Origin of the sequence: Moritella sp. (genome assembly GCF_013215705.1) — a bacterium.
GTDB lineage: Bacteria > Pseudomonadota > Gammaproteobacteria > Enterobacterales > Moritellaceae > Moritella.
The window spans coordinates 197,657-209,919 of the sequence record NZ_JABSQR010000004.1 but is presented as its reverse complement, the minus strand read 5'-3'; the positions used below and the strand labels follow the sequence as shown (position 1 = coordinate 209,919).

Here is a 12,263-nt window from a genome sequence, read left to right as displayed (position 1 = left end):
ACATGCACATTATTATAATCACAGATATTTTTGGCCTGACAACGGATATCGACTTACTTTCTGCGTCACTCTCAACCGAGCTGACAAGGGTAACGGTCATTGATCCTTACGATGGCTATAAGCAAACATTCATTAATGAGCAAGCCGCTTATGATACCTTCATGACTCAATGTGGTCATGAGCGGTATAGTTCGGCCGTGTCATCAGCGATTGCATTATCAGAAGATGAGGTGGTATTACTTGGTTTTAGTGCTGGGGCATCTGCCGCATGGAAAGCCATCGACCAACACTTGAATCCATTAATCAAACATTGCATTGGTTTCTATCCGAGTCAGATCCGTAACCATCTGGATGTAATACCTTGTTGCCCTGTGACATTGGTATTTCCTTGTGAGGAAAGGCACTTTGAGGTTGATGATGTTATTGCAGCCTTGTCATCGGTAAAACAGGTTAACTGTATTAAAACCAGTTTTTATCATGGTTTTATGAATTCATTATCAGATAATTATTCATTAATAGGTGCGACATTTTTTAATGATAAAATGAATGACAGTAGTAAATTAGATAGCGTTGAAATATTTAATCGGATCTAGATAGAACGCTTTCTTAAAGCCTTGTGAAGAGCTGTCTATAAGCCAAGGACGAGGGATTAAACTTAGGATAGAATAGTGTAAATGAGGGGGCTTTCCTTTGGCATTTCCACTATCTCCAACTGTTCCTAGTTGTGAGCCAGCACTACTGAAAAAACCACTATTATGATTTATTGTTGCAAGGTGAGCATAGTAGTGCAATTTCCAACTAGGACCGATTGCGATGATAACTTTGCCACCTTTTTTGAATTCGCCTCGAAATAAAATTAATTGATTTGTCGCCGCAACCACAGGTGTGCCACTCGTAGCAAATACATCGATGCCTTTATGAACACCTGATGTACCCCATGGCTCGTACCAAAAAGTTGCCGAGTTCCAATCGTTACTCGTCGCGTTTTTAACGGGAATTAGTTTGGGCTCGGGAATAATAAAACCGATTATTAATACTGTGACAATAGACATTAAAGCTTTGAATTTCATTCACGTTCTCCAACAGTTATTATTCCAGTTTGTTCAATTTACATTGTTTTATCCTAGCTATAAAGCGCTGTTCTAGTGTGCGTAATGTTTTTGGATAGTCGAATCTGGAATGGAAATAAGTTGGATAGTGTGGATTTATTTAAATAAGATGTTAAATTATTTATTACGTTGTTGTTAGTTAATAATAAAGGATGTTAGAAATGGAAATTCGAATTGATGATTTAAAAGGTAAAGAAGTCGCACTGTTATTACAAGAGCATCATGAAGACATGCTAGAGCATACCCCTGCTGAAAGTGTACACGCGTTAGATTTAACTGGACTACAAGCGCCAGAAGTGACCTTTTGGAGTGCGTGGATAAATGGTGATCTTGCTGGCTGTGGTGCGATGAAAGTAATCGCAGCGGGTCATGTTGAGATAAAATCAATGCGCACAGATCGCTCTTATCTTCGACAAGGAGTTGCTCGGAAATTATTAACTCATATTTTGGCTACAGCAAAAAATCAAGGAATTACTACAGTTAGCTTAGAAACGGGTACACCTGATTCGTTTATACCCGCTCAAAAATTATATCGAGATTTTGGCTTTAATGAATGTGCACCTTTCGCTAATTATCGTGAAGACCCGTACAGCCTATATATGACGAAAACTTTAATCACAGGGTAAAAATTAGGTTGATGATTTTGGATGCTTGTTTAGTAACATTTTGTTGAGGAATACTTGTTTAGAAAAATTTTTTAGGAACAGTAAATGTCGATTAGAATGATTAAAGAGACGGATTGGGATGCGATTATGCAGATCCAGTCAGATGCCTACGCAAGTCATCTTCATGAAGATTTAACCGTCTTACAAAGTAAGTGGATTGCCTCACCCACGAGTTGTTTCGTGTTTACTCATGCAGATGATAGTGTACTCGGCTATTTGTTGGCGCATCCATGGTTGGGAAATCAAGTTCCAAAACTAGGTAAGGCTGTTGTGGTTGATACAGGCTACTGCGAGGTATATTTACATGATCTGGCTATTTCAGGTGATGCTCGTGGCTTAGGTATTGCCAGTCAGCTAATTAATAATTTTATCATAGCAATGCAAAATGTAGGCTGTCAGCGACTATTATTAACGGCGGTACAAGACTCTGCGCCATTTTGGCAACAATATGGCTTTAACTGCCTTGAGCATATCTCGGTATGTCCAAGTTATGGTCAAGGCGCAAAGCTGATGGTGCTAAATCTACAAGCCCACTCTAAACATCAATCTAAGCCTCAATCTAAATAGTCGTTTCACTAAGTATCATAGCGCCTGCAAGCAAGTTATACATGATTGCACTGGATACCGCCATAAACAGCAGTCCGGTAAACAAGTTGATTGCTGGCGCTGCTTTTTGTACGCGTTGTTGGATCATCGGCTTTGATAAAATCAAGGCGATAAATACAAACCAAATTAGCGATAATACCAACATGATGACGGTTGCAGATAGCTTAGTGACAAGGCTAACATCAGGCGTGATCATGGCTGAGAATAAGGTAATGAAGAACACCATGGCTTTCGGGTTAAGTAAATTAGTCCACAACCCCTGCATAAAGCCTTGTTTAGGTGTGAATTGGTTTAATTTAAGTTGATTATTGTCTACCGATATTTTCGATTTCCAATGTTGGAGAGCACCTTTTACTGCACCAAATCCCATCAATGCTAAATAACCTGCGCCAACCATTTGCACAATGGTATATAGCGTTTGTGAGCTTTTAATAATCAGACTGACGCCCGTTAAACTTAAGATGGTATGAATTAAAATAGCAATTGAGATACCCACGGCAGAGGCAATCGCGGTACTTCTTGATTCTTGGCTTGCAAGTCTGACAACCAAAGCAAAATCAGGACCTGGGCTAGCTAAGGCAACAGCGTGAATAATAGCGAGTGATAACAATAGTTCGATGTTCATTGATAAATCCTTAAACGTAAATTCTGTCGCTATTTTGCTGGTTGAAGAACGAAGATTATAGGAAAAAATTGCAGAGTAGATACCTGTCTTGATTAATCAACATAATAACAGCCTGTTAATACATCTAAATTATTTTTGGCTTATTATCTATACCTCTCATGTTAATTAATGATTGGCTAGGTTGGATTGATATTAAGAGAGAATGGTCAACATACTTTTTTGGTTATATTGTGCTGTCTTCAGCGGTCATATTTATCTCATTGATTACTTTCTTATGTTGGAATAAATTTGTGAACACTGAAAAGTGTGAGAGTGGTACTCGTACAGTTAAATAAGACATCGCAGAAATAGAAACGTACTTAAATCAGTCAGTGCTTAAGCAGTTACATATCCAGTAATGACGTGCAAGATAACTGGGTACATTATGCTTGTTAATTAATGTTGAATACTGTGAGTTATCACGCAAATTTATTTACATTTTTGTTCGTGGTAGCGTAAATAAATTAAGCTTTTAACTTGTTGCTTGCCCCTTTCCTATACCCATAGTATTAATTTATCTTAGAGCAGCCAGGAGGGCTGTTTCAATAAACTACATAGGGATTTTATGATTAAATTCAGTACCGTACGACTTAAACGAAGTACGTTGTCGTTAGTTATTTCTACGATGCTTATCTCACCTATTGCCGTTGCTGGTATTGGTGGTAATACCTTTTTTCATAATAAAGATGTGTTATTTTACAATGGTAATATTATTACTATGAAGACATCTCCGGACGGGGATTTACTGAATGAAAATGCAGGCGCATTGTGTATTATTAAAGGTAAAATAGTTAGTGTTGGGATCGATGTTAAAAGCCTAGGAAGACATTGCCGATATCTTCCAAAAAAGAAAAAAATTGATTTAGGAGGGAAAACGCTTGTTCCTGGCTTCATTGATTCGCATAGTCATTTTTTGATTCATGGGCTGTACGCACCTTTTGCCGATTTGCAAAGTCCACCGCTGGGTGATGTAGTTAAAATTGGTGATGCAAGTAGCTTAGATGATCCATTCACATTACTCGGTTCTCTAAATCAAAAGTCTACGCAGTGGAATGGCTGGTCAAATCGAGATTGGATTATGGGCAATGGCTATGATGACACCTTGCTCGAAGAGAAACAGCATCCTACTACCAAACAGCTTGACTTGATTGAGCGTGCCGTTTATGTGACCCACACCTCTTCACATATGGGTTCCGCGAATACTAAAGCTCTTGAAAAAGCAGGTATTTATGGCGTAGACGACAAAGGATTCATCTTAAATAAGTTCTCAGAGCAAATTCTTGATGATCGTGGTGAGGCTATTTGCTGTGGTGAACCTGATACTGTTATAGAAAGTGATCCCGCTAAACCAAACGGTGTATTGAAGGAGGCCGCTCACGCTTATGCCTTAACTAAAGTTGCATCACATATACCTATGGAGCAAGTCTTACTCGGACTTCTGCGTGTTGGAGAGCGTTATTTATCCGTCGGAGTGACAACCGCTCAGGACGGTTTGACACCCAAGGCTGCGTATTCGGGAAGGTTGTTAAAGATTATTCAAGCTATCAGTAAAACACCACGACTCGTTATTTTACCAGATCAAGAGAGTGCAGAAGCGATAGGCGACTTTGATTCCCCTAATTTTTTACCGAAAGAGACTGATTTTTTCAAAGTTGGAGGAGTAAAGCTAGTTCTTGATGGTTCGATACAGGGCTATACTGGACATTTATCCGCCCCTTATTATTCTATTAACCCCACTGATTGCCCCGATGAAAATTGTGAAAATTGGCAGGGACAACCACAGATTAAAGATAAAGAATTGAATATCGTGGTGAAAAATTTGTTGAAAAATAATTGGCAAATATACGCGCATGTTAATGGTGATGCGGCTATGGAACAATATTTGGTGGCCATTGAAACAGCTATTTCAGATGGTGTTATTAGTAAGGAAGAGGTTAAGGCTAAAAGATTGGTGGCAATACATGCGCAAGTTACAACGCGTAAACAAATGGATCGACTCAAAGATTTAGGTATGATCCCATCCTTCTTTACTGAGCACGTATATTATTGGGGGCTTCGCCATAAAAATACTTTTCTTGGTAATTCTGGTGATTTAGATGGCCGTGCTGAAAACATCAGTGCAACAGGTTGGGCTAAAGATATAAACTTACCTTTTACGCTACACAGTGATGCTCCGATTGTTCCTATCGATCCTATGCATATTATGGAAACTGCGGTAAAACGACAAATGTGTGATACCGAGCATGCGAAAGTAAAAGGTGAGTGTAAGACATTATCAGAGCCCTTAGGTCGTGAACATCAATTGACTTGGGATGAGGCGTTGATGGCCAATACTGTTACGGCAGCTTATCAATATGGCGAAGAAAATACACGAGGCTCTCTGGAAGTCGGAAAATTTGGCGATGTGGTTGTTCTTTCAGCTGATCCTAGAACTTCAGTAGATACACCAACTGTCGTACAAACGTATGTGGATGGAAAGTTACTTTTTGACGTCATTAATAGTCAACGTGACACCGAGAAGGTACTGTCTGTGCTACGCAAATTGATTAAGTCAGGCGCTCGTTCGGATGTCAGAAGTCTTATCCCTGACAACCTACATAGTAAGGGACTTGAAAAACTAGCAGCGATGAAAAATGATGATATTAAATTTTTGATACAAAATTTACCATCGTTAGAAAAGCTCTATTTTCAGCACGGTGGACATTAAAATTGTTATTTAGTCTTATCTAGATCTTATTGATTTACAATGTTTTACCTAGAGAACCAGTGTTTGACACTGGTTCTCTAGGATTTAGGAAACTATCTTGTGAATACATCAAGGATGTTAGAACACAGTTTGTGTCTTAAATAACTAAAGTACACGACGTTGAAAGTGGGATGGGGTAATAAGGTAGGCATTCTTGAACGCTTTATTAAAATGGCTTTGATCAAAAAAACCAACCTGGTAGGCTACATCAGACAAGTTACCACCTTTCATTAACGCTTTTTTCGCATACTCTAATCGTACTCTTTTTAAATATGCATGGGGTGTCATTCCCATCGACTGTTTAAATTGACGTAGAAATTGAAACTTACTTAAATCAAGCTGTTGTGCTAAATCATCTAATTGGAATGGCTGACCCGGTTCATCGTGGAATAACGTTTTAATATAACTTAGCTGCTGCGTTGATAGTTGTTTGGTTGATATGTGTTGCTGTATCGGAATACCGCTATGGTGCATAAACAATTCTGTGATGAACGCGATCATTGTGGTTTCAATGTGTAGTTGTGCAGAACCATCTTGCTCTGTGGTCAAGAGTTTATGTAAATGTAAGAAGGCACGCGATAGCGTCGGATTGTTGATAAGAGGGGCATTGAAAAAGGTTTCTGACTGATTCATTTCTCGGCTAATATCGTTAACATAATCAACGGGTAATGCCATTACATGTGATTGATAACCACCAAGCGTAATGTTCTCGCCATTGTGCGCTTCATCTGGATTTAACGTAGAAATAAAGCCGGGAGCAAGGAGATATTGCTTACCCTTATGCTGATATTGCTGGCAACCACTCGTTACAATACCAATGTGATAATCAAGATGGATATGTCGTTCGAAAGCAAACTGTTCAACATTCGCTGAGCTTAGTTCAATATTGGGTAATACAGGATTATGCCAGTATTCAATTTTTTCTTGTCGCATCGTGTCTACCTATATCACTTACCTACATTACCTTAATCAGCATACTAACAGTGCGGTGTTGGCGGTGATAGTAAATAATTGCATAAAGATTATTTTGGTATAGGCCAAGATTAATCCATGCTTAAACGCGTGCCAAAGTGTTCGTTCACCTTTGCTGAGGTCGGTTCCATTCTGGTGATTTAGCGATATGGCACGAAGGTAGTTATGTCGAGATTAAAGATCGATCCAAAGATGTAATTATTTCTGGCGGCGAAACGTTCTGTTCCTTTGTTTAGAGACAGAGCTGGTCATCGATCACTATTACGCTGTTATTTCATCGCCATATGTGTGTTTATACCCACAAATGTGTAAATTTGATGTGACCTATGTTGTATTATGGTTAACAATACTTTACATCGATATTAAGCCTATGTATTGTCCATTCAACTGATTTTTAAGGCGTGGGTAGTTAAGTTATCTACATTTTAGTTGAAGATCTGTTTAATACACTGCATTCGATATATCAAGGGTTAATACGTGTTAAATATTAAAAGTAGTCAATCTCATTCTCAACCACAATCTAAGTCTCATTCAGCTGCTGGCCGCTGGAACGCCCATGATACGAAGTGGACGCTTAGTTTATTTGGTACTGCCGTAGGCGCTGGTATATTGTTTTTACCTATCAATATCGGAGCTGGTGGATTCTGGCCACTGATCATTATGGCTCTGCTCGCTGGGCCTATGACGTTCTTGGCGCATCGAGGCTTATCTCGATTTGTACTGTCATCGAAAAAACCTGAAGCTGATTTTACCGATGTTGTGGAAGAACATTTCGGCCCCAACGCAGGTCGTATTATTTCTATTCTGTATTTCTTATCTATTTATCCTATTTTGCTTATTTATGGTGTTGGCTTAACCAATACGATCGATAGTTTTATTGTTAATCAGCTTGGTTTAGTATCTCCTTCACGTGTGTTGTTATCCGGCATATTGGTTGCAGGTATGGTAGGCGTGATGATGGGAGGAGAAAAGCTCGTACTGAAAGCGTTTGAGATCATCGTTTATCCATTGGTGCTTATTCTTGCTGGACTGTCAATTTACATGATCCAAGATTGGCAAGTGCCTGATATATCAATGGCGACGGATATGGGTGAATTCTCGCGTACGTTATGGTTAGCCGTGCCAGTCACGGTATTTGCGTTTAGCCATGCCGCGGCTATCTCTAGCTTTTCCACGGCACAAAAGCGCCATTATGGTCAACAAGCTGGGGAGAAGTCAGAACAGATCCTGAAACGTACGTCAATCATGCTTATTTCGTTCGTTATTTTCTTTGTATTTTCTTGTGTATTTAGTTTAACACCTGAGCAGTTGTTAGAAGCTAAAGTACAAAATATATCTGTTTTATCGTATCTTGCAAATGTGAAAGACAATGCCTTAATTGCTTCTCTAGGTCCGTTAATTGCTTTTATTGCCATTACATCTTCATTTTTTGGCCACTTCTTAGGTGCACGTGAAGGCTTAAATGGTCTGATACGTAAACAAGTAAATATGACGCCTGCTGCGATTAACAAGCTGACTATTTTTCTACTGTTTACTAGTATCTGGGCTGTTTCGGTAATGAATCCAAGTATTTTAAATATGATGGAAATGTTTTCGGGACCGGTTATTGCGATGATCTTGTTTGTGATGCCAATGTACGCGGTATCTAAAGTTGAAGCATTGGCTAAATACCGTGGCGCGTTAAGTAATATCTTCGTTACCATCATGGGATTGATTGCAATTTCAGCATTGATATTTAACGTGTTTTTATAAAAATTGAAAATAAAGAAAGGGACTCAATTGCATATGTTTAAATTGCACATACAATTGAGTTCTGGCTTGCTTATTATAAGCGCTATTATGATGTAGCTTTAATGCTTGATAAACGTGGTAGCTTGCCTTTTAGCGCCGAAATGTGTTGCGTTTTATTGATTAGATAATCATTTAACCCGTTGTTACGTAATAAACACGCAGGACAATCGCCACAACCTTTACCCACAATACCGTTATAACAAGTCAGTGATTGATGAGTAACGAAATCAAGTTCATCATGCAAGTCTGCAAGCGCCCATGTTTCTGCTTTGTTTAACCACATTAATGGCGTTTCAAATTTAAAGTTTTTCGCCATTCCTAGGTTACAAGCTTGGTTAATTGATTTGATAAACTCATCTCGGCAATCAGGGTAGCCAGAAAAGTCAGTTTCACACACACCGGTAATAACCGTATTCGCGCCAATTTGATAAGCATAGATACTTGCTAGCGTCATGAATAAGATATTACGACCAGGGACAAACGAATTTGGTAAACCGTTATCCATTAGTTCGTGAGAAACTGCGATGTCGTCACGTGTTAGCGAACTAATCGCTAATTCACCAAGCAGATCAACATTGATGATTTTATGATTTTTAATACCAAAATAAGCCGCAGTTTTTTTCGCTACCTCGATCTCTTGGCTATGGCGCTGGCCATAATCAAAGGTAATGCAGTCTACGCTGTCATAACGTTGCAGTGCATCCACTAAACAGGTAGTGCTATCCTGACCACCACTGAATACTAATACGGCTTTGTTTGCTGTCTGCTGTGACATTTTTTGTCCTTTATCTACTTTAATAAGGCGATAGTAGCATAAGAATATTCAAACAAGGTTAAATCGGTTGTTTAAATCGCTTAAACAATTACCTGTCAGTGGTTAAAAAACAACGTGGTAATAGCATCTATGCAGGAGGATGTTGTTTCGGTAGAATGTAACAACTGCTGTATAAAAATATAGTAGTGAATTTTATCTATCAGTCGGCGGTTGCTGGCTTTTTGTTTTTTATTGGTAAGCACAAGCATGTCAAATAATAGTGAAAACACGCAATTAAAGCCGCAAGATCCCAGTTTAAAAATTATCTCAGAGGCAGAGCAGGGCCACCCTTTTTCTCAACTTGCTGCTGCAGATATGTGCTACGCACGAAGCCATTTTGAGGATGCTTTTTACTGGTACAGCATTGCGGTACGTTCATTTACTAGTGATCCAGACGCATACTCAGCAGACGTGATTAAATATGAATTATCTGCTGCCGAATGTAACCTCGCAAGCATGTTCTTTAATGGGCAAGGCACTGATACAGATAAGAACCAAGCATTTAAGCTGTATGCGGAAGCCGCACGGAAGCGTTATGTTAAAGCACAAGTCCAATTAGGTATGATGTATGTGTACGCTGAAGGTATCCAGCAGCATTATGGGTTAGGTTATGCTTGGCTTAATGCGGCACAATTAAATGGCGAAGATAGTAAAGAAATTAAAAAAGTGTTGAAAATGATTGAAGGTAAAATGGGTTGTAAAGCACTTGATAATGCCCGTAAAATGTCCGAACAATGGACCGATGAAGCTATTTTAGAGAAACTCGTACAACGTAAGAAAACCCGTTTTTCTTTTATTAGTAATTGGTTTAAAAAATCAGCCTAGAATCTTCCACCTGTTAAAATAACTTGGGTCTTCTACACTTAACTTATCAGTACTTATATGATGGGTGATGAAGATGGATTTAAGTAATTTTGAACAAATGGATACCGCGATCCTACTCGGTATTGTTAATGAAAAACTGCGACTTGAATGTCCCGATCTACATGATCTCTCAGCATGTTATGAGATGCCTACCGAAGCGCTCGCGAATAAATTATATACACTTGGCTATCATTACGATACAAAAACCAATCAGTTTAAAAATTTTTAACGCTTAACCTATTGTTAAAATTTTACTATTTGTAATGCGCTCTTTATACTGGCTGGACAGAAAAATATCGATTCGTTGTTATTGGTATTAGTCAATTTACCAATTTATCCATTTACCCAGTAAAAAAGTAACAAGCCAATATGGAGGGCGCATGTTTAAAAAAATCTTACCTTTAGTCGTATTATCATCTTTAGTTGTCGGGTGTACAGCATCGCCAACAGGCCGTAATCAAGTATTGTTGTATTCAAGCAGTGACATGACGCAGCTTGGCGCACAGTCATTTGAGCAAATCAAACAGCAAGAAAAAATCAACACAGATCCAAAATTGAATAATTACGTACAATGTATTGCTGATACATTGACGCATTATGTCGATCAACCAACGAACTGGGACGTGGTTATTTTTGATAGTCCACAAGTTAATGCGTTTGCCCTGCCGGGTGGTCATATCGGAGTGTATACCGGATTATTAAAAGTAGCGAAAACCCCCTCGCAATTAGCGGCCGTAATGGGGCATGAAATTGTTCACGTCACTGCCAATCACAGTAACGAACGTTTATCACAATCAAAGATCAGCAACTTTGGTCTGCAGATGACGGATTACGCATTACAAAATCAAGAGTACAGAGAGACGGCAATGCAAGCGCTAGGTTTAGGGCTGCAATATGGCGTGGTGTTACCGTATGGACGCACACAAGAATCTGAAGCGGACGTTGTCGGTTTAGAATTGATGGCGAAAGCAGGTTTTGATCCAGAAGAAAGTGTGACGTTATGGCGTAATATGGCTGCCGCATCAGATGGTAAGCAACCCCCCGAGTTCTTATCAACTCACCCATCACACGATACTCGAATTAAAGCTTTACGTAAGGCAATCGCGAAACTACCTGCTGAATATCGTCGACCGAAAGAACTGAGCTGTAAATATTGATAGAAAAATGAGTCATACTTCTAACACAATAATATTTACGATTTTTTATTGAAAATGAAGCTTTTAAATTTGTGCTTAATTACTTTTTCGACAGTTAATGGTCGGTTGGTACTTTTTATAATTAATTGCTGAATGTCTTTAGGCGTGATCTCAGAGTAGCCATCGTGTGCCATTAATATCTTACTGATGTTAAGTTGCAATAGTTTGTTGAGTGATTGTTTGTAGGCGTCGGGCTGGTATATCGGAAAGGGTGAGGTGAATCTATTTTTTAGTTTTAAGATCATGTCACCCACATACATCTGTTGTGTGGGCTGGTGTAAAAACGATAGATCACGATCGGTATGTCCTGGAGTAAAATGCACCATCCAGTCGCTAAAGTCAGGCACACAGATTTCGTCGTGTAAAATAATATCGGGCTGCAAATGTGGATGATAATAAATATTTTTGATTTTTTTACCTTTGCGGCGGGCCACATATAACGCCAACATCACATCAATGGCATGTGCAACACGACCTTTGAAACCTTGATACCACTGCTTATCAAACCCAACCGAGGCAATTTTACAGCCAAATTTCTTGCGTAATAAATGTGCTCCGCCAGCATGATCTGGGTGCATATGCGATACCAATATTAGTTTTAAATCACTCATCTTACGTTGTAGTGTTTCGGTAATGAAGGCTGTTATCACCGGTACGTCACATCGACAGCCACCATCAAGTAATAATAACTTGTCAGGATACTCGACTAACAGAATAGTTTGAATATAGCCTTCAATATGGTGTATTTGCATAAACAATACTTCTTTTTTAAGTGTTTAGTTATTAGGCTATTCTTGCACAAATCCACTGTCATGTTAAATTTTTGTAACTTAAGT

General features: G+C 38.9%; 13 protein-coding genes. 8 read left to right on the top strand and 5 right to left on the bottom strand.

The window, feature by feature from the left end; genetic code table 11:
• Window positions 1-2: 2 nt before the first annotated feature.
• A complete protein-coding gene (locus HRT96_RS01350; protein ID WP_293151119.1) occupies window positions 3-593 on the top strand; it encodes a dienelactone hydrolase family protein in 591 nt (196 codons plus the stop codon).
• Here HRT96_RS01350 and HRT96_RS01345 read toward each other — a convergent pair.
• Complete coding sequence (locus tag HRT96_RS01345; protein WP_293151116.1) at window positions 561-1,070, bottom strand: M23 family metallopeptidase; 510 nt, start codon at window positions 1,068-1,070, stop codon at window positions 561-563. The genes HRT96_RS01350 and HRT96_RS01345 overlap by 33 nt on opposite strands.
• A gap of 200 nt (window positions 1,071-1,270) precedes the next feature.
• Between HRT96_RS01345 and HRT96_RS01340 the strand changes: the two genes are divergently transcribed.
• Both HRT96_RS01340 and HRT96_RS01335 read left to right on the top strand, forming a co-directional pair.
• A complete protein-coding gene (locus HRT96_RS01340; RefSeq protein ID WP_293151113.1) occupies window positions 1,271-1,735 on the top strand; it encodes a GNAT family N-acetyltransferase in 465 nt (154 codons plus the stop codon).
• Between the two features lie 84 nt (window positions 1,736-1,819).
• On the top strand, window positions 1,820-2,341 hold the full coding sequence (locus HRT96_RS01335) for a GNAT family N-acetyltransferase (RefSeq protein WP_293151110.1): 522 nt from the start codon (window positions 1,820-1,822) through the stop codon (window positions 2,339-2,341).
• On the opposite strand, the gene HRT96_RS01330 is transcribed toward HRT96_RS01335, so the two are convergent.
• A complete protein-coding gene (locus HRT96_RS01330) occupies window positions 2,334-3,005 on the bottom strand; it encodes a LysE family transporter (RefSeq protein ID WP_293151107.1) in 672 nt (223 codons plus the stop codon). The genes HRT96_RS01335 and HRT96_RS01330 overlap by 8 nt on opposite strands.
• 604 nt (window positions 3,006-3,609) lie before the next feature.
• On the opposite strand from HRT96_RS01330, the gene HRT96_RS01325 reads away from it, so the two are divergent.
• Window positions 3,610-5,751 (top strand): amidohydrolase, encoded by a 2,142-nt coding sequence (locus tag HRT96_RS01325; protein WP_293151103.1) that lies wholly within the window; start codon window positions 3,610-3,612, stop codon window positions 5,749-5,751.
• 144 nt (window positions 5,752-5,895) lie between these two features.
• Here HRT96_RS01325 and HRT96_RS01320 read toward each other — a convergent pair whose 3' ends face one another.
• Entirely contained in the window at window positions 5,896-6,723 is an 828-nt protein-coding gene (locus HRT96_RS01320) for an AraC family transcriptional regulator (RefSeq protein WP_293151100.1), read from the bottom strand.
• A 516-nt stretch (window positions 6,724-7,239) separates the two neighbouring features.
• On the opposite strand from HRT96_RS01320, the gene HRT96_RS01315 reads away from it, so the two are divergent.
• Entirely contained in the window at window positions 7,240-8,514 is a 1,275-nt protein-coding gene (locus tag HRT96_RS01315) for an HAAAP family serine/threonine permease (protein ID WP_293151097.1), read from the top strand.
• An 85-nt stretch (window positions 8,515-8,599) separates the two neighbouring features.
• Here HRT96_RS01315 and queC read toward each other — a convergent pair whose 3' ends face one another.
• A complete protein-coding gene (gene queC, locus HRT96_RS01310) occupies window positions 8,600-9,328 on the bottom strand; it encodes a 7-cyano-7-deazaguanine synthase QueC (RefSeq protein WP_293151095.1) in 729 nt (242 codons plus the stop codon).
• 246 nt (window positions 9,329-9,574) lie between these two features.
• On the opposite strand from queC, the gene HRT96_RS01305 reads away from it, so the two are divergent.
• From HRT96_RS01305 to HRT96_RS01295, 3 genes are all read left to right on the top strand, one after another.
• Window positions 9,575-10,192 (top strand): sel1 repeat family protein, encoded by a 618-nt coding sequence (locus tag HRT96_RS01305; protein ID WP_293151092.1) that lies wholly within the window; start codon window positions 9,575-9,577, stop codon window positions 10,190-10,192.
• Window positions 10,193-10,265: 73 nt separating this feature from the next.
• Window positions 10,266-10,460 (top strand): DUF4250 domain-containing protein, encoded by a 195-nt coding sequence (locus HRT96_RS01300; RefSeq protein WP_006031507.1) that lies wholly within the window; start codon window positions 10,266-10,268, stop codon window positions 10,458-10,460.
• Window positions 10,461-10,611: 151 nt separating this feature from the next.
• Window positions 10,612-11,388, top strand: coding sequence for a M48 family metallopeptidase (locus HRT96_RS01295; RefSeq protein ID WP_293151089.1), 777 nt, complete (start codon window positions 10,612-10,614; stop codon window positions 11,386-11,388).
• A gap of 35 nt (window positions 11,389-11,423) precedes the next feature.
• Here the strand turns inward: HRT96_RS01295 and HRT96_RS01290 are convergent, their stop codons facing one another.
• Window positions 11,424-12,179 (bottom strand): MBL fold metallo-hydrolase, encoded by a 756-nt coding sequence (locus HRT96_RS01290; RefSeq protein WP_293151086.1) that lies wholly within the window; start codon window positions 12,177-12,179, stop codon window positions 11,424-11,426.
• Window positions 12,180-12,263 lie beyond the last annotated feature (84 nt).

Bases quoted from the DNA above. Each gene is read 5' to 3' on its own strand.
- HRT96_RS01350 (WP_293151119.1), top strand. From the start codon at position 3: ATGCACATTATTATAATCACAGATATTTTTGGCCTGACAACGGATATC.
- HRT96_RS01345 (WP_293151116.1), bottom strand. From the start codon at position 1,070: ATGAAATTCAAAGCTTTAATGTCTATTGTCACAGTATTAATAATCGGT.
- HRT96_RS01340 (WP_293151113.1), top strand. From the start codon at position 1,271: ATGGAAATTCGAATTGATGATTTAAAAGGTAAAGAAGTCGCACTGTTA.
- HRT96_RS01335 (WP_293151110.1), top strand. From the start codon at position 1,820: ATGTCGATTAGAATGATTAAAGAGACGGATTGGGATGCGATTATGCAG.
- HRT96_RS01330 (WP_293151107.1), bottom strand. From the start codon at position 3,005: ATGAACATCGAACTATTGTTATCACTCGCTATTATTCACGCTGTTGCC.
- HRT96_RS01325 (WP_293151103.1), top strand. From the start codon at position 3,610: ATGATTAAATTCAGTACCGTACGACTTAAACGAAGTACGTTGTCGTTA.
- HRT96_RS01320 (WP_293151100.1), bottom strand. From the start codon at position 6,723: ATGCGACAAGAAAAAATTGAATACTGGCATAATCCTGTATTACCCAAT.
- queC (WP_293151095.1), bottom strand. From the start codon at position 9,328: ATGTCACAGCAGACAGCAAACAAAGCCGTATTAGTATTCAGTGGTGGT.
- HRT96_RS01305 (WP_293151092.1), top strand. From the start codon at position 9,575: ATGTCAAATAATAGTGAAAACACGCAATTAAAGCCGCAAGATCCCAGT.
- HRT96_RS01300 (WP_006031507.1), top strand. From the start codon at position 10,266: ATGGATTTAAGTAATTTTGAACAAATGGATACCGCGATCCTACTCGGT.
- HRT96_RS01295 (WP_293151089.1), top strand. From the start codon at position 10,612: ATGTTTAAAAAAATCTTACCTTTAGTCGTATTATCATCTTTAGTTGTC.
- HRT96_RS01290 (WP_293151086.1), bottom strand. From the start codon at position 12,179: ATGCAAATACACCATATTGAAGGCTATATTCAAACTATTCTGTTAGTC.